The 17,184-nt window shown below is 50.1% G+C and carries 12 protein-coding genes; 3 read left to right on the top strand and 9 right to left on the bottom strand.

Going from position 1 to position 17,184, the window contains the following annotated elements; genetic code table 11:
- A partial coding sequence (gene tnpA, locus FIM25_RS13330) for an IS200/IS605 family transposase (protein WP_139450220.1) occupies positions 1–259 on the bottom strand: 259 nt, incomplete at its 3' end.
- 181 nt (positions 260–440) lie between these two features.
- On the opposite strand from tnpA, the gene FIM25_RS13325 reads away from it, so the two are divergent.
- Together FIM25_RS13325 and FIM25_RS13320 are read left to right on the top strand one after the other, a co-directional pair.
- Positions 441–1,208 (top strand): alpha/beta fold hydrolase, encoded by a 768-nt coding sequence (locus FIM25_RS13325; protein WP_139450217.1) that lies wholly within the window; start codon positions 441–443, stop codon positions 1,206–1,208.
- Between the two features lie 184 nt (positions 1,209–1,392).
- A complete protein-coding gene (locus FIM25_RS13320; protein ID WP_139450214.1) occupies positions 1,393–2,667 on the top strand; it encodes a citrate synthase in 1,275 nt (424 codons plus the stop codon).
- Positions 2,668–2,888: 221 nt separating this feature from the next.
- On the opposite strand, the gene FIM25_RS13315 is transcribed toward FIM25_RS13320, so the two are convergent.
- On the bottom strand, positions 2,889–4,124 hold the full coding sequence (locus FIM25_RS13315; protein WP_139450211.1) for a uracil-xanthine permease family protein: 1,236 nt from the start codon (positions 4,122–4,124) through the stop codon (positions 2,889–2,891).
- A gap of 56 nt (positions 4,125–4,180) precedes the next feature.
- Positions 4,181–4,807, bottom strand: a complete 627-nt coding sequence (gene upp / locus FIM25_RS13310) for a uracil phosphoribosyltransferase (protein ID WP_139450209.1) — start codon at positions 4,805–4,807, stop codon at positions 4,181–4,183.
- Positions 4,808–5,104: 297 nt separating this feature from the next.
- On the opposite strand from upp, the gene priA reads away from it, so the two are divergent.
- On the top strand, positions 5,105–7,501 hold the full coding sequence (gene priA / locus FIM25_RS13305) for a replication restart helicase PriA (protein ID WP_139450206.1): 2,397 nt from the start codon (positions 5,105–5,107) through the stop codon (positions 7,499–7,501).
- 196 nt (positions 7,502–7,697) lie between these two features.
- Here priA and FIM25_RS13300 read toward each other — a convergent pair whose 3' ends face one another.
- From FIM25_RS13300 to FIM25_RS13275, 6 genes are all read right to left on the bottom strand, one after another.
- A complete protein-coding gene (locus FIM25_RS13300; protein WP_246052196.1) occupies positions 7,698–10,490 on the bottom strand; it encodes a response regulator in 2,793 nt (930 codons plus the stop codon).
- 26 nt (positions 10,491–10,516) lie between these two features.
- Entirely contained in the window at positions 10,517–11,650 is a 1,134-nt protein-coding gene (locus FIM25_RS13295) for an ABC transporter substrate-binding protein (RefSeq protein WP_139450197.1), read from the bottom strand.
- A gap of 62 nt (positions 11,651–11,712) precedes the next feature.
- The gene (locus tag FIM25_RS13290) at positions 11,713–12,876 is read right to left on the bottom strand and encodes a 4Fe-4S dicluster domain-containing protein (protein WP_139450195.1); all 1,164 of its coding nucleotides are present in this window, start codon (positions 12,874–12,876) and stop codon (positions 11,713–11,715) included.
- A gap of 19 nt (positions 12,877–12,895) precedes the next feature.
- Positions 12,896–14,851 carry a M48 family metallopeptidase gene (locus tag FIM25_RS13285; RefSeq protein ID WP_139450193.1) on the bottom strand — a complete coding sequence of 652 codons (1,956 nt, stop codon included), beginning with the start codon at positions 14,849–14,851 and terminating at the stop codon, positions 12,896–12,898.
- Positions 14,852–14,884: 33 nt separating this feature from the next.
- Positions 14,885–15,475: a LemA family protein gene (locus tag FIM25_RS13280; protein ID WP_139450190.1), complete on the bottom strand. Its 591-nt coding sequence runs from the start codon at positions 15,473–15,475 to the stop codon at positions 14,885–14,887.
- A 39-nt stretch (positions 15,476–15,514) separates the two neighbouring features.
- Positions 15,515–16,996 (bottom strand): amidase, encoded by a 1,482-nt coding sequence (locus FIM25_RS13275; protein WP_139450187.1) that lies wholly within the window; start codon positions 16,994–16,996, stop codon positions 15,515–15,517.
- Positions 16,997–17,184 lie beyond the last annotated feature (188 nt).

Here is a 17,184-nt window from a genome sequence, read left to right as displayed (position 1 = left end):
TCCTTGATGAATAACCTTTAAGCTGCTTTACCAACCTGTGAATGCCATATTGGGGATCAACTTCTATCAGCAGATGCACATGATCCGGCATAATTTCCAGTTCAATGACCTCAGATTGACGCTCAGAAGCAACTTGATGTATAAGATCTTTGAGCCGTTCAGCAACGGCTCCTGTCAATACTTGTCTTCTATATTTTGAACACCATATTACATGGTATTTACAGGAGTATACGACATTATTATTATTTTTATAATTCATGGCTGATATTATATACTAAGAGCCTGTATATTTCAATACAAATCAATTCAAAACCGTCGCCTTATATCCCCATGGCTAAAGCCAGGGGCTTTACGGCGACTTTTGGTAAAAAAACAGCCAGCAGGACAGCACTAAAACTCCATGCAAAGTGCTGATTTATCTAAACAAAAGGATCTGAGCAATGGAAACCATGAAAAAAAGCCCCTTCGTCTGTTTTCAGGGAGAAGCTCCCTTTGACCCGGAAAAACCCAGCCTCCTCTTTATTCACGGTGCCGGTCTGAATGGCCGATTCTGGAAGCTGCAGATGGAAGGGCTTAATTCTTCAGCCAACTGCTTTGCCATCACCCTTCCCGGCCGGGAGGCTTCACAACTGCCCGCCTGCACTTCCGTTGCTGAACAGGCTGCCCACATTTCTGAATTTCTGAATCATATGGAAATTAAAAAGCCATTTCTCTGCGGTATTTCCATGGGAGGGGCCATTGTGCTGACCCTGCTTGCGAATAACCCGTCCGGCTTTTCCGGTGGTATCATCATCAATTCAGGTGCCAGACTCCGGGTCAATCCGGGAATTTTTGAGATGCTTGAAAAGGATTTTAAAAATTTTAGAAATCTCCAGATACAGCTCAGCATTTCCCCGTCCACGCCAGCGGATACCGTAAAACCCCTTCTGGATGCCGCATCCACAGACAATCCAGAAACCATCTGCAAAGACTTCAGGGCCTGCGACGGCTTTGACATCATGGAACGGCTGCACCGGATCACAGCTCCCGTCCTCATACTTACGGCATCCGATGACCAGCTTTCCCCGGTGAAATACGGTCACTATCTTAAAGAGCATATCCCCGGTTCCCTGATGGAATGCATTGAAGGAGCAGGCCACCTTTCTCCTCTGGAAACACCTCTGGCAGTGAATCAGGCCATTTTAAATTTTATATCTTCTCCTGCATAAAGCTTTAAAAGCTCCCATACTTTTTCCAACAAAAAAAGATGGGAGCCTGAAACGCCTCAAAAAAACAAAATACCCTCCTTGACCCGCATAACCCAAGGCCGTATATTGTCCAGTTCAAAGCAGACCCTGTGTTCTGGTTTTAACAATTCCGTAACACACGCAACCTTTCTAAAAAGGAAAATATATGAGCGAAACCGTAAAACTGATCATAGAGGGAAAAGAATACGAGCTTCCCGTCATTGTAGGCACAGAGGGGGAAAAGGCCTTTGATATCAGCTCCCTTCGACAGAAAACTGGTTATATCACCTATGATCCGGGATTTGGCAATACAGGCAGCTGTGCTTCCGCCATTACCTTCATGGACGGAGAAAAGGGTATTCTCAGATACAGGGGCATTCCCATCGAAGATCTGGCGGAAAAAGCCACCTTTATTGAAACGGCATATCTTCTGATAAACGGTCACCTCCCCAGCCTTGACGAACTGAACAGAACCCGTGTGCTGCTCAATGATTTTTCCATGGTCCATGAAAGCATGCAGGTTTTTTTCCAGAATTTCCCCAGAGCATCCCACCCCATGGGTATCCTTTCCGGTATGATAATGGCACTAAAAAGCTTTTATCCGGATATGGGGGAAGAAGACATCAACATCCACTTTCTTTATCTGCTTTCCAAGGTCCGCACCATGGCGGCCATATCCTACCGCATGTCCAGGGGAGAAAAGGTGGTATACCCCAGGCACGACCTTTCCTACTGTGCCAATTTTCTGAACATGATGTTTGACAGCCCTGTTCACCCCTATATTGTGGATGAAGATCTGGTCCGTGCCCTCAATGTATTCCTGATACTCCACGCAGACCATGAACAGAACTGCTCCACATCCGCAGTAAGGCTTGTGGGATCCAGCAAGGCTCCCCTTTATGCTTCCATTTCAGCAGGAGTTTCAGCCCTATGGGGACCTCTGCATGGAGGAGCCAATCAGGCGGTGATTGAAATGCTGGAAAAGATCCTCAAAGAGGGTGTCACCATTGATGAAGTCATCAGGCGGGCCAAGGACAGAAAAGATTCCTTCCGTCTCATGGGTTTCGGTCACAGGGTGTACAAAACCTATGATCCAAGGGCCAAAATCATTAAAAAGATGTGCGATAAAATACTTGAAAAACTAAAGATAGAAGATCCACTGCTGGATATTGCCAAGAAGCTGGAAGAGGTGGCCCTGACAGACCCCTACTTTGTGGATCACAACCTCTATCCCAATGTGGATTTTTATTCCGGCATTGTCTTAAGGGCCATGCGAATCCCCACCAACATGTTCCCTGTAATGTTTGCCATAGGACGTCTGCCCGGATGGATTGCCCAGTGGAAAGAAAGCATGGAAGATCCTTCCCAGCGCATCAGCCGTCCCAGACAGATTTATACAGGCCTTCCCCAAAACCCCTTCCAGGATATCATGGCCAGATAAAAAAAAGGCATGTTCAGGCAGAAGTATCTCCTGCCTGAACATGGAACCTATACCCTAGGGCAGGCACAGGGGCCTGCCCTACCTGCTCCTTTATGGCGTTGAGGCTGGTCGTGGGTATTGTCGTTAAGGACTTTAAGGTCGTTAAGGTCATTAAGGAAGGTTCATCACTTTGTTTCAAAAATGACAGTGCAGTATACCTTAAGCATGCAAACAGCCCCAGACTACCTTGCCCTGGGCAAAAGAAGGTTCAGCATAATCCCCAGAATAGCGGCAAGGCCGATACCCTCCAGAGAAAACTGACCCGCAGAAAAACTCATGCCACCAATACCAAAAACCAGAATCAGCGCCACAATGGAAAGATTACGATTCTGCATAAGATCCAGCCCGGAACGCACCAGACTGTTCAGACCCACCACCATGATGGCACCAAAAAGAAGCAGCATGATCCCGCCCATGACCACCGCAGGAATGGTGGCCAGCAGAGCACCCAGCTTGCCCACAAAGGCAAGGAGAATGGCACAGATGGCAGCCCAGGTCATGACACCTGCATTTTTCACCCCGGTCAAGGCCACAGCACCGGTCACTTCGGAATAGGTGGTGTTGGGGGGACCGCCAAGAAAGGAAGCAAAGCTTGTGGCAAGGCCGTCTCCCAGCATGGTGTTTTCAATCCCCGGATCTTCCAGGTAATCTTTACCCGTAATGGCACCGATGGCCAGAACATCACCGAAATGTTCTATGGCAGGGGCAATGGCTACAGGAATGATGAACAAAATGGCAGCCAGATGGAATTCAGGAGCCGTAAAGGAAGGAATGGCAAACCAGGGGGCTTCCTTTACCGGCGTAAAATCCACAAGTCCATAAAAAAGGGCCAGAGAATAACCCACCACAATACCGCAGACAATGGGAATAAGACGGAACATCCCCCGGCCCAGCAGAGAAACCAGCACCGTGGTTCCCAAAGCTGCCATGGATACGGTGAGGGCTGTTCCTCTGGGAACGATATCGGCGGGATTGGCCACCCCCGTTGCCATCTGCACGGCAATGGGAGCAAGGATAAGACCTATCACCATAATGACAGGCCCCGTCACCACAGGCGGCAAGATGCGGTGCACAATGGCCACCCCCTGCCATCGGATAAGAAAACTCAAAATAATATAGACAAAGCCTGCGGCCACAAGCCCTCCCATGGTGGCAGCAACACCCCACTGGGCTGTACCTATGGAAATGGGAGCTATAAAGGCAAAGGACGAGGCCAGAAAAACCGGAACCTTACCCTTTGTTACCAGTTGGAAGATCAGTGTGCCTGCACCTGCGGTGAACAGGGCCACATTGGGATCAAGACCCGTAAGAAGCGGCACCAGCACCAGAGCACCAAAGGCCACAAACAGCATCTGCCCGCCGACAAAGGCATCCTTACCCTGAAAACGGTAGGCCGTAAGGTCATTTTTGTCCTGCATAGAAAAAACTCCTTGGGAAGTAAATGCTTAAGTTTTTTTCAGTTCGGATGTATGCATCATCGGGTTCCGAAAATCTTATCCCCTGCATCCCCCAAACCCGGAAGAATATAGCCCTTTTCATTCAAACGCTCATCCACGGCAGCCACATAAACATCCACATCCGGGTGCGCTTTTTCAAGGCGTTTCAGGCCTTCGGGAGCCGCCACCAGAAAAATCCCCCGGATCTGCGTACAGCCGGCTTTTTTCAAAAGACTGACGGTTTCAATTAAAGTACCGCCCGTAGCCAGCATGGGATCCAGAATCAGGGCCATGCGCTTATCCATGTCCGAAGCAAGCTTAACGTAATAATGCACAGGCTCCAGTGTTTCCTCATCCCGATACAGCCCCACCACACTGACCTTGGCGGAAGGAATCATATCCAGCACCCCGTCCATCATCCCAAGGCCTGCCCGCAGAATGGGAACCACCGTCACCTTTTTTCCCTTTATCTGCTCCACCTCAACGGGACCGGCCCAGCCTTCCACGGTAACGGTTTCCGTCTCAAAATCCTTGGTGGCCTCATAGGTGAGAAGCCTTGCCACTTCATTGGAAATGGCCCGAAAATTTTTGGTAGCCAGCTCTTTTTTCCGGAGCAGTCCCAGTTTGTGTTTAATTAAAGGGTGATCTGCCACATACACAGCCATACAAACCTCCTTGGGGGAAGAATTTTTTTAAAATCACCAGCAGAATCCGGCAGCTTCCAGACCCTGCAACTGTGGCACAGCCTCTGCCACACATACAATCCGGACCATGGAATCAAGGGACCAAGCCAGAAGCAAGACACCTGAAACAATTGGATTTTATAGCTTTTTCAAGCAGTGAATCCGAAACACATTAAAGGAAGGAGGTCAATAGGTCAAGCCAAAAGCATCTGCCTTGCCTGACCGGATCCAAGGTGCTACAAGCGGACTCTGATGTGAAACACCTTTTACGGACAGACGATGGAACCCAAACCTTTTTTTATACATGTGGCTGTGGACGCCCCCCTTTTTTCCCTTTTCACCTATGGTGTACCCCATGGCATTAGGGATCGCATCCTTCCTGGTATCCGGGTGCTGGTTCCTCTCGGCCCACGGAGAATTACCGGATATGTGATTGAAATTACAGATCATGCCCCCGAAGGCATCCGCATTGCCGACATCCTTGATGTTCTGGATGAAGTTCCCTTTTTCCCGGCAGAACACCTTGCTTTTTACCAGCGCATTGCCGCCTACTACCACCACCCGCCGGGAGAAACCCTTTCCACGGCCCTGCCTGCGGGCATCAACCTTTCCGACAAAAGCATGTATGCCCTTACCCCGGAAGGCGAAAAAACCGAATCCTGTCATCCGCAGCTCAGCATACTTCAGCTTTTAAAAAACGCTCCCCTTTCCCTGCAACAGATACGGCTCAGAGACCACACCGCCACCAAGAAAAACATGGATCTTCTCTGCAAAGAAGGCCTTGTGGAAATCCGCCGTGTATTCCGAGAGAGGGAAGCAAAGGCCAAAACCCGCAAAAGTTACGCCATTGCACCGGAGATGCAGCCGCCCCTTTCCATAACACCCAAGCGCCTTGAACTCTGGGAATGGCTCAAAAAAAACGGGCCTGCGGACACTTCAACAATCCAGCAGGATTTAGGTAATCCGGCCTCCGCCTTACGCTGGCTCAAGGAAAAGGGGCTGATTCTTGAAGATGAGGTCCGGATTTTCAGGGACCCCCTGGGAGACACGGTGGAAGCAGACCTCCCCCCTAAGCTCAATGAAGAACAAAAGGAAGTTGTGCAGACCGTTCTCAAGGCGATGGAGAAGGGATTCCACCGCTTCCTTCTCCATGGGGTCACGGGTTCCGGAAAAACGGAAATCTACCTCCACCTTGTGGATGCCTGTCTGAAACAAGAAAAACCAGCCATTGTACTGGTACCGGAAATTGCCCTGATCTCCCAGATAGCCGGACGCTTCCGTGCCCGCTTCGGAGAACGGGTGGCGGTACTGCACAGCGGGCTTTCCAAGGGAGAAAGGCTTGATCAGTGGGAAAGGATTCTTTCGGGCGAGCTGAAGGTTGTCATTGGAGCCAGATCCGCGGTTTTCGCCCCTGTTCTGAATCCCGGCATCATCATTGTGGATGAGGAGCATGACAGCTCCTACAAGCAGGATACGGGTCTGCGATACAATGGCCGGGACATGGCCATACTCAGGGCACAGCTGGAAAACTGCGCCGTTCTCTTAGGGTCCGCCACCCCTTCCATACAAAGCTATGCCAATGCCATAAACGGCAGATTCACCCTTCTCCGGCTGACCCGAAGGGTCAATCAGCGCCCCCTGCCTGCCGTCACCCTTGTGGATCTCAGGGAAATGAAACACGCCGCAGGCGTGGAACGCTATATCTCCCGCCCCCTGTACGGAGCCATGAAAACCTCCCTGGAAAAGGGCGAGCAGGTTCTTTTATTTTTAAACCGAAGGGGCTATGCAGGCTTTCCCGTATGCGGCAGCTGCGGAGAAATTGTCAAATGCCGTCACTGTGATATTTCTCTGACCCTGCACAGAAAAGCCAGCTCCTTTCTCTGCCATTTCTGCGGGTTCTCCATGGCATCAAGCCCCCTCTGTCCCTCATGCAGGGCACCGGAAGTCCGGGTTTTAGGCATGGGTACGGAAAAGGTGGAAGCCGCAGCCCGCTACCTTTTTCCCGAAGCCCGTATAATGCGCATGGATCAGGATACAACGGGAAAAAAGGGGCAGCTCATCAGCATGCTCCGACAGATACGCAACAGGGAGGTGGATATTCTTGTGGGAACCCAGATGGTGGCCAAGGGCCATGATTTTCCGGGAATTACCCTTGTGGGTATTCTCAATGCGGATCTGGGTTTGAGTTTTCCGGATTTCCGGGCCAGCGAACGCAATTTTCAGACACTGGCTCAGGTGGCGGGCCGGGCAGGCAGGGGGGATCTCTCCGGCAGGGTTATACTCCAGACCTTCAACCCGGATCATTACAGCATACAGACCGCCTGTTCCCAAGACAGTGAAGCCTTTTTCAGAGAAGAGATCGGCACCCGCAGAATGCTGGGTTACCCGCCCTTTTCCCGCATGATTCAAATCCGCATTTCAGGAGAAAAGGAAGAAAAGGTCCAGGAAGCAGCAGCAAAAGCCGCAGACAGGGCAAAGGCCGCCTCATCGGGAAGGGTGCGTATTTTAGGTCCTGCCCAGTCACCCATCGCCCGTATGGCAGGTCAGTTCCGCCACCAGATTCTTCTCATGGGAACGGACAGCCAATACCTCAGTGAAAGCGCAGAAGCGGCTGTTTCCGTTAAAGTTACCGGCGTAAAGATACTCATGGATGTGGACCCTTATGCCATGCTTTAGAGAGTTGAAAAACACCGATATACAGGCTATGGCGTTCAAACTCCCTGCTAGAAGTGAAACACCAAATTTAAAAAGGTATATTGACAACTTTAGTGCCCCTTAGATGGTTTAAGGTACTAAATTTAACCTCCGAAATGCCGGGGGAAGAAAGCAATTTACGGGTATATTCCTTCCCTGAGAATGATCTTAAAATACTTCATATTTTCTCAAGGGCATCCATGGTTTGCTGAAAAATTTTCCTGAAATCCAGCATGGCCTGCTTCAGATCTTTATCCCCATGCTCCGGTGCAGAACGCAGCATATTTTCCAGATCCCGGATGGAGCTGAACAGCTCATCTCCACCAAGGTTGCCTGCAACCCCTTTTATATCATGCAGCAATGCTGAAAGCTTCTCCAGATCTCCTTCAACAAAGGCCTTATCAATATATTTAAGGGAATTCTGGTACTCGTCATAAAAATATTTTAAAAAAGAATGATACAAAGCCTTATCATCCAGAACCCTGGACAGGCCTGTAGTCATATCAAAACCCGGCACTTGCTTCGGAAGCAGGTCAGCAGAAGACCCATTATCCAATGATAAATCCCCGGTTTTTCTTTTTTTAAAGATTCCGATGTTTCCAGCTTCCTGGTTCTGCGGCAACCAGCGGACAAGAATCCTGTACAGTTCATCAAAATCAATGGGTTTTGAAATATGATCATCCATGCCTGCTTCCATGCATTTTTCCCTGTCTCCAACCATTGCATTGGCTGTCATGGCAATAATTGGCAAAGCACGTCCTGAAACTCCACAAACGGTATCTTCCTTTTCCATAGCCCTTATTGTCCGGCTTGCCTCGTAACCATTCATCCCTGGCATCTGGATATCCATAAACACAAGATCAAACTGTTTTTCCCGGACTTTGTCCACCGCATCATGCCCATTCTCCACAATATCCGCCGTCAAACCAAAGCTTTCAAGAACTTCCCTTGCTATCTGCTGATTAACGGGATTGTCTTCCGCCACAAGCACATAACCATGCAGGCCATCCATACATTCTGATCCTGTGTCCAACTTAATCTGTGACGGGATATTTTCAAAAAGAGAATCCACAGGCCCATCAAATTTTTCAAACCTTGCCGTAAAGAAAAATTCACTCCCCTGCCCCGGCGTACTGTTTACCCCTATCTCTCCTCCCATTTTTTCAACAAGGTGCTTTGAAATACTTAAGCCCAGACCGGAACCACCAAACTGGCGTGTTATACCAGTATCGGCCTGCACAAAAGGGCTGAAAAGATTAACTGCCTGCTCCTCTGTGATACCCATACCCGTATCCTTAACCATAAAACGCAGAAGAACTTTTCTTCCGTCGTCCTCTTCACAGGCAACAGTCACATGGACATGCCCTCTTTTTGTAAACTTCAGTGCATTACCCGCAAGATTGGTCAGAACCTGACCGAGACGCAGGGGATCTCCCTTAAGATATACTGGAATTGAAGACGGGCAGAACAACTTAAAATCAATACCTTTTTCCTCGGATTTGTCTGCATGAAGATCCATCGTATCCTGAAGTACCGAACGAAGATCAAAGGGGATTTCTTCAAAATCAAGGTGGCCTGATTCAATTTTTGAGAAATCAAGAATATCATTGATGATTCCCAAAAGATTACCGGCCGCTGTCCGAATCTTGCCAAGATAGTCCATCTGCTGATCCGTCAGCTCTGTTTTCAAAGCCAGATGGGTTAATCCAAGCACAATATTCATAGGAGTACGGATTTCATGGCTCATACTGGCCAGAAAAGCGCTTTTTGCCCTTGTTGCAGCCTCAGCTATTTCCAGTTCCCTCTGCACCTTTTCTTTATCAATACGCTCCGTAATATCCTGAATAACACCTTCAATAAGAGGACCATCGCTGCTGATAAGATAATGGGCATTGATCCGTACCCATACGGTATCCCCATTACGTTTTCTCAGTTTTATATGAAAATCCCTGACCCTGCCGTTTGCCTTCAGCTTGCTCAGAAAAGAATCCCAGGCTTTTGGTTTTGCAAAGCAGCCGGAACCAAATCTCTCTGCTGTTTTTATAAGCTCTTCCCTTGAAGAAAAACCAAAAATATTCATCACCGCCGGATTCACCGTCTGTATGCGCCCGTCCAGCGTCACCTGAAAAATACCTTCAGTCGCATTCTCAAAAATACCCCGATATTTTTCCTCTGCAATGGAAAGATCCGTACAGGCCTGCCTCAGATGCACAAGCATACGCCTGAAAGCCCTTGCCAGAGAACCTGTTTCATCCCTGCTTTTCAGGAGATATTCCAGATCACCTGCTTTAAAGGCATTGTTCAGCTGACCCAAGACCTCAACTGGATTATCAACCCCCAGGTTTTCACCAATACGACCCATGGTATCCTCCAGGGTACGTAAAGGTCTTATAACCATGCGTGAAAGCATCAGATTAAGGAGTCCGCACATGACACAAAACAGGGATGCAAGCGCAACTGCAAAAATAAAAACTATTATTTTAGTTTCCCGCTGAAGGGAACCTAAAGAGTATTCAATCCGGCAGAATCCAACCTGAAGGCCATGGGCTTCCAGCACTTTGGTATAGACAAGTTTAAGCAGGCCGTTTTCTTTGCTGACACTATAATCAGGCCCCTTTAACAGAGAGGTTGTCTCCCTTGCCGTAAGGGCTGGCGGCATAGAACCGATAGTTCCAGCAAAAGGTCTGCCGTCAAGATCAAAGGCAAACACGGATAAAACATCCTGGCGTTCAGAAATCTGAAAAAGCGTGGCCCGTGCGGACCTGCCGAGGCCCGAAAAAACCTCATTACTTAAATGCTCATTATGTTTATGCAAAAGATCCTCAAGGGATATAGCCATCCGCATAACATAATCCGCCCTCCTCTGGGTTTCATAAAAACATAAGGCAATACTGGAAAAAACAGCAATGACCATGAAGGTTAAAGCAATAGCAAGATTAATCCTCGTTCTGAGTCGCCTTATGCGGGTCATATTCAAACAGCCCTCCAGAGGGTCTTCTACTCTGCCATTACAGAATGCAGTCTTGCTTTACCCTGCCTGATTTCCATAATCACAACATTTTTTTTCCCGGGATCTCCGTTCTCATCCATGGAAATCATTCCCGTTACGCCTTCAAAACCCGATGTGGCGGCAAGGGCATCCCTGATTTTTTTCCTATCCAAAGAGCCAGCCCTTTCAATGGCATCTGCCAGAAGCATGGTTGCATCATAGGCAAGGGCAGCATTTTCATTCACATAATAAAACCTCTGAAACCTGTCTGTGAACTCCTGCGCTTTGCCACATTCTATCTCCGATGACCAGTGTGCAGCAAAATATCCGCTTTTTATTGCATGACCACCCAAAGCCCAGAAATTCCATGCGCCCCAGCCATCACCACCCAAAAAATAACTCTGCAACCCAAGGTTCTGGGCCTGCTTGATCATACGGGCGCTCTCATTGTGACCGGAAATAAAAATAAGATCCGGAGTCTCTTCACCCATCCGCTTAAGAATCTCATTAAATTCAGCATCTTTCTGATCTTTTTTATAATCCAGAACATTAAGAACCCTGCCCCCCCTTACAGTAAAAGCATCAGCAAAAATCGAAGCCAGCTCCAGGCTGTAAATACTACAAACATCCTGCACAATAACCGCTGTTTCAGCCGCCAGATTTTCTGTGGCAAACTTCGCAAGGATATTTCCCTGCAGAATATCCGTAAAACAGACCCTGAAAATATAATCCCCGATGCGGGTAATGGCAGGATTGGTAGAATTAGGCGAGATCATGGGAATTCCAGCCCTCTGCAGAACAGGAGCCATGGACAGGGAATGATCACTCCAAGATGCCCCTATAACAGCATGAACTCTTTTCTCCACTGCTTTTTCCGCCGCAAGCTTCGACAGAATAGCACTGCTTCCATTATCAATTTCTATCAGTTTTATTTTTTTCCCGAAAAGCCCGCCTTTACGGTTAAGCTCCTCAACGGCATAGCGTACTCCCTGCACCTGATGCAGATTGGAAGCACTGGCTGTTCCACTCAAGGCAAAAACAGATGCTATTCTGATTTCCTGATCACCAGCCATAGCCAGCCCTGCAAAACACAAAAAAACCGCTGAAACAAAAGATAAAAAAGCAGAAGACTTTCCCATCATGGCATCTCCTTATCAGTTTTATTATCGGCTTACTGAGGGCGACGCCATACGGGACACAGCATTTAAAACAGCTTTGCCCGCAATCGATCCATCAGTGAAGCGCCCATCATTCTCATAAAACCCGGAAGATCCAGTTTTTTTCGCTTCCATGCCAGCTTCAGCATGGCAAAGGCAATATGGGAAGGAACCGGAGGTGGGGCATCCTTTCTCACAAGGTAAAGGGCAGAAGCCGGGCAGGTATCCACACATAGCCCACAGCCTATGCAACGCTTTTTTTTAATAATAACAGTTTTTTTCTCTTTGGAAAAGGCCTCCATAGGACAACGCCTGAGGCAGATCCCGCAGCCCGTGCAGAGGGAATCGTCCAGACGGGCATAAAAGGGAGAAGCAACCACCTCGCCCGGATTGCCCAGCTGCCGAAAGGTACGCAGCAGACCGCAGCAACAGCCACAGCAGCAGCAGATCCATTTCACTTCCCTGTCGTTGCTGGGCTGCAGCACAAGACCTGCACGGCTTGCCGAACGGAGAATTTCCTCAACCTCTTCCCGACTGGCCTTCCGGCCTGCTCCGGTCCAGCGGTAAAAATCATCGGCTTCACCAAAATTGATGCAGGTTTCAAGGGGCCTGTCACAGGCGGCCTGCTGCATCCCCATTTCCAGACGACAGATGCAGGGGGCCACCACAAAGTTTTTTTTGTTTTCGATCAGGGCAAAGGCCTTTTCATAGGTCATGACCCGCAGATCCGCATCAATGCTTTCCGCCACAGGAATCACCCGCATCTGCGGTGCCTTCTGCCAGGCCCCCGCATCCACCAGCCAGGGCACATAGGATTCCATGGCTTCCACAAGCTCAGGGCTAAGGCGGCCCACCTGCAGCTCCCAGATACCTACAATGAACTGGGCAGCCATATACCGGGGAATGCCGTCCTTTTTCACACTGCGGAAAATCAGCCCCTTTGATGCCATGGATTCGAGCATCCCTGCCGCCTTCTCACCCGACATCCCCGCCCGGAAAGCCAGCACCTCCGCCCTTTCCTCCAGAAAATTCAGATGCAGGGCCAGTGCCGCCTCTTCCGGTGCAAAAAGTAATTTCAGAATGCGAATTTCCACCCCATGGGGGGTCTCGGGAAAACCGCCGGGCTGCCGGTCCAGATGCCGGGCAAGCTGGCGGTAAAGGTTTTCCTCTTCAAAAGACCTTTCTTTTTCCTTGTTCACGGAATCTGCCATGCCTTCCTTTCAGTAAAAACTAGGCCACCAACTCCGGCAGCACAGGGGGAACCGGAATATGGAGACAGGCGCAGATCATCCGCAGAAGTTCAGCCTCTTCCAGTGATAACCTGCCATCATGGCTCGCTGTCACCAGCAGGGCCTGAACCAGCTCTCCTTTGGTAACAAAATCCAGACCGTCCAGAACCTCCAGTGCCATATCCAAATTCCTTTCCCAGTTGACAGGCACCTCGTACAGGGGAACATCCATGGGAAGCATACGGCTGATACCTGCCAGAAAGGCCCTGCGGGCCAGGGTTTCAGATTCATGGCCCTGCCAGGCAAGAACGGAAAAAATATTCACCAGCGCTTCCCTGCATTGTGCCCCCCGGCACCTTGCCCCCTCGGGCTTCCTGTTGGGAGTCTGAGCCTCGGCCAGACGCCGTTTCAGAAGACGCACCAGGCAATACTCAAAAACCGTAACCTTACCGTCCATGGCAACCATGGCTTCCAGAAGGGCCACAAGGCGTTTCCCATAGGGAGCATCCAGCTGGCGCAGGGCAGAAAAAGCCAGATCCGTCAGGGGAAGAGTTAAAAGCGGATGCATCTTTTCCGCTTCTTTGGTAAGCAGCTCAACCTTTTCGGCAAACTTCAGGTTAAGCATTTCTTCCACCTTACCCATCTGCAATGCCCGCATATCCTTCTCCCTTGCCAGAAAAAGAGCCGGGAAAAGGGCCAGCACCTCACTGCGGCTTCGGGCCGCATCCAAAAGAGCATCGGGAATGGCAGACACAACCTGCACCGCATGATCCAGATGCTCAGGATCCGGCGTTTCCACATCCTGAGTAACTGCCGCAGAAAAGGCCGATGCCGCCACATTTTCATTTTTACCGGTAAGGAAAGCCCATGGATCAGAAGAACTGGCAAAAGCACCATGAATACCGGACCTCTGGTTTTTTGCGGTATCCGCAGAAGCCCTACGCTCCAGATCCTCCGGCCGGAAACGGGGATCAATGGCCTTAATCCTTTCTTCTATGGGCGGATGAGTTGCCAGCATGGAAAACCAGAAGCTCTGGCCCGTGGCAAAGAGCATGTGGCTGACCTCTTCCCTGTCTGCGGCCTTAAGCTGGGAGCCCGAGGAATATCCGGCTATTTTTTTCAAGGCACCGCCGATACCATCGGGGTTTCTTGTGAACTGTACGGCACAGGCATCCGCAAGGTACTCCCGCTGCCTTGAAACACTGGCCTTGATCAGTCTGCCGAAAAAAACGCCTATATACCCCACAAGCATAAGGCCCAGCCCCAGAATGGGACCGCCACCGCCCTGCTTCCTGTTGCTGATAAAACTCTTTCTCCTGCCGCCGCTATGCAGGAGCCCACGGCCAATCACACTGATGGCGAGAATGCCATAGAGAATCCCCATCATGCGGATATTCATCCGCATATCTCCGTTGAGAATGTGGGTGAACTCATGGGCAATGACCCCCTGTAATTCATCCCTGTTCAGCTGATCCAGAGCACCCCGGCTGACGGCAACGGCGGCATCTTCCGGCGTGTAACCAGCTGCAAAGGCATTGATACCCTTTTCCGCTTCCAGCACATAAATGTGCGGCGTCGGCAAGCCCGAGGCAACAGACATTTCCTCCACCACATTGCAAAGGCGGCGCAAAGCAGGGTCCGTGCTGTCCGGATCCACCCAGGTACCACCCATGCCCACGGCAACCATATCCCCGCCACTGCGCAGTTTGCTCATGCGGTACCAGCTGGCACCGCCAATAACCAAAAGGGTGATGAGACTGACAATGCCATGGGCCTTCATGGAGGCATTCAGCTTCATATGCTGCATTTCATGGGCACCGAACTCAAAAAAACTGAAAAAAAGCATCCCTACGGCAAGGTTCACCGCCAGTACAATAAGCACAACGGCAATGATGAAAAGAAAAACCATCCTTCGGCTGTTGCTTCTGGCACGGTCCTGATGTTCAAAAAAATTCATCGGGAATCCCTTTCTTTCCCATTATCTGACCATTCAGGAAAAAGAAACCTTAGGGGCCTGACGCATGGCCTTATCTTCTATCTCGAGGAGGGCTGCTGCGGTAAAGCCGAACTGGGATGCAACAATATTTGCCGGAAATTGTTCACGACTGACATTATATGTCATAACAGAATCATTATAAGCCTGCCTTGCAAAGGCCACCCGGTTTTCCGTGCTGGTCAGCTCTTCAGAAAGCTGTTTCATGTTTTCACTGGCCTGCAACTGGGGATAGGATTCCGACAAGGCCATGAAACGCCCCAGCATCCCACCAAGTCCCTGCTCCGCCACAGCCAGAGCCTTCATGGCTTCGGGATTGCCGGGATCAGCTGCAGCCCTCTTCAGCCCGGAAGATGCCTGATTTCTTGCGGCAATGACCGCCTCAAGGGTTTCGCGCTCATGGGTCATGTAAGCCTTGGCAGTTTCCACAAGGTTGGGAATCAGATCATAGCGCCGGGTAAGCTGCACATCAATCTGGGCAAAGGCATTCTGAAATCTGTTTTTTAAAGATACCAACTTGTTGTAGGTGACAATGGAAAAAATCACCACAAGGGCCACAGCAATACCTATTCCAATTATCCATTCCATGCCAAAAACTCCTTTTTTAAATTTTTCGAATAAAATCAATTATCCACACGCAGGCCGTCTGTCCGACCATGGAACAGCCCGTTCAATCTGGGCAGCCAGAGAAAAAAGGGTGGCATCCCCACACATCCTTCCCATAAACTGCATACCCAGAGGCAAACCTTCCTTTGTCCAGTGCAAGGGCAGAGACATCCCCGGCAACCCAGTTACATTTCCGCAGAGGGTAAAACCCATGCGGTTCAGAGTTGGAGCGGCAAAATGCCTTGCCAGACCACTCTGCAACAGAAAACGACTTCCCGGAAGAAAAGATCCCGCCACCAGAAGTTTTTCCTCAAGGGCAGAGGGCGGAATCACACCATGGGCAGCAGGGGGACCAATGAGTGTGGGCGTTAAAAACACATCCCACTTTTCAAAAAAACGCCCCATTTCCAGCTGAACCAGATGCCACCCTTCCTTGGCCAGTACAAAATCCATGGCGGAAAGGCTTCTTCCAAGGGCCGCCATGTTTCTTGTGGCAGGCTCCAGTTTTTTAAAAGCTTCCAGCCCGCCCTTTTTCCGCACATTATGGCAGATGGCCGCCGTATGACCGCAAACCACGGTCATATAATCCTTCCAGAAACGGCGACGGTCGATGGCAGGAGATACCTCTTCCACGCTGTGACCAAGATCTTGCAAAAGACGTACCGTTGATTCAAGACCCGCCATGGCCTCAGGATCAAGCTTTACGGGCACCATGGGACGGGAAGAAAAGGCTATACGCAGAGGTTTTGGATCTTTTTCGCAGGCCTTGAAGCAGGAGGTTTCCAGACGGGAAACCCTGTAGGCAGCTCCGGTTTCAGGGCCGGAAACCGCATCCAGCATTGCCGCACTGTCCCGGACGGATCGGGTGATCACATGCCCTGCAACGGCCCCTTCCCAGGGTTCTCCGAAATCCGGGCCCACAGGTGTAAGTCCCCGGGAGGGCTTGAAGCCGAAAACACCGCAGCAGGCCGACGGAAAGCGAATGGAGCCTCCACCGTCACTGGCCGAAGCCATGGGTACAATACCCGCTGCCACCACAGCAGCGGAACCACCCGAGGAACCACCGCTACTGTATCCTTTTTTCCATGGATTATGCACCGGCCCGAAAGCCTTAGGCTCTGTGGTAATGGTCAGCCCGAACTCCGGCGTACTGGTTTTACCAAAGGGGATGAGTCCCGTTGCAAGATAACGCCTGACCAGCTCACTGTGGTCATGGGGCACCTCACGTACAGCCCTGCTGCCCATGCAGATGGGCTCCCCTGCAAAGCTGTCCATGAGATCCTTAAGAAGAAAAGGTACTCCAGCAAAAAGCCCTTTGCCATCAGAGCTTAAGGCCATTTTCTCAGCCCGTTCCCGAAAGGTATGGATGATGGCATTGATCTCAGGATTCAGAGTTTCAGCCCGATGCAGTGCCGCAAAAAGAACCTCCTGCGGAGAGATATCCCCCTGACGGATCAATTCTGCGAGGCCGATACCATCATAATCCACATATTCCCTGAACATGAATATCCCTTCTTTCTAAAAAAAGCATACAGGTCCCCCGATGAGAAAAGCTGCATAAAAGTCATGGCAAATCACCAAAGATACGGGGAGGGTATAAAAAGACAATGGCTTATTCTTACGCAGGCAGGCCCCGGCTGTCAATCACAGCATTTCACAGGGATAAAAAAGCCAAATCTACTTCACATTCA

Source organism: Desulfobotulus mexicanus (assembly GCF_006175995.1).
Taxonomy (GTDB): Bacteria; Desulfobacterota; Desulfobacteria; order Desulfobacterales; family ASO4-4; genus Desulfobotulus; species Desulfobotulus mexicanus.
This window is presented reverse-complemented; position numbering and strand designations above follow the sequence as displayed.

Coding starts and splice junctions, on each gene's coding strand:
- FIM25_RS13325 (WP_139450217.1), top strand. CDS start 441: ATGGAAACCATGAAAAAAAGCCCCTTCGTCTGTTTTCAGGGAGAAGCT.
- FIM25_RS13320 (WP_139450214.1), top strand. CDS start 1,393: ATGAGCGAAACCGTAAAACTGATCATAGAGGGAAAAGAATACGAGCTT.
- FIM25_RS13315 (WP_139450211.1), bottom strand. CDS start 4,124: ATGCAGGACAAAAATGACCTTACGGCCTACCGTTTTCAGGGTAAGGAT.
- upp (WP_139450209.1), bottom strand. CDS start 4,807: ATGGCTGTGTATGTGGCAGATCACCCTTTAATTAAACACAAACTGGGA.
- priA (WP_139450206.1), top strand. CDS start 5,105: ATGGAACCCAAACCTTTTTTTATACATGTGGCTGTGGACGCCCCCCTT.
- FIM25_RS13300 (WP_246052196.1), bottom strand. CDS start 10,490: ATGACCCGCATAAGGCGACTCAGAACGAGGATTAATCTTGCTATTGCT.
- FIM25_RS13295 (WP_139450197.1), bottom strand. CDS start 11,650: ATGATGGGAAAGTCTTCTGCTTTTTTATCTTTTGTTTCAGCGGTTTTT.
- FIM25_RS13290 (WP_139450195.1), bottom strand. CDS start 12,876: ATGGCAGATTCCGTGAACAAGGAAAAAGAAAGGTCTTTTGAAGAGGAA.
- FIM25_RS13285 (WP_139450193.1), bottom strand. CDS start 14,851: ATGAATTTTTTTGAACATCAGGACCGTGCCAGAAGCAACAGCCGAAGG.
- FIM25_RS13280 (WP_139450190.1), bottom strand. CDS start 15,475: ATGGAATGGATAATTGGAATAGGTATTGCTGTGGCCCTTGTGGTGATT.
- FIM25_RS13275 (WP_139450187.1), bottom strand. CDS start 16,996: ATGTTCAGGGAATATGTGGATTATGATGGTATCGGCCTCGCAGAATTG.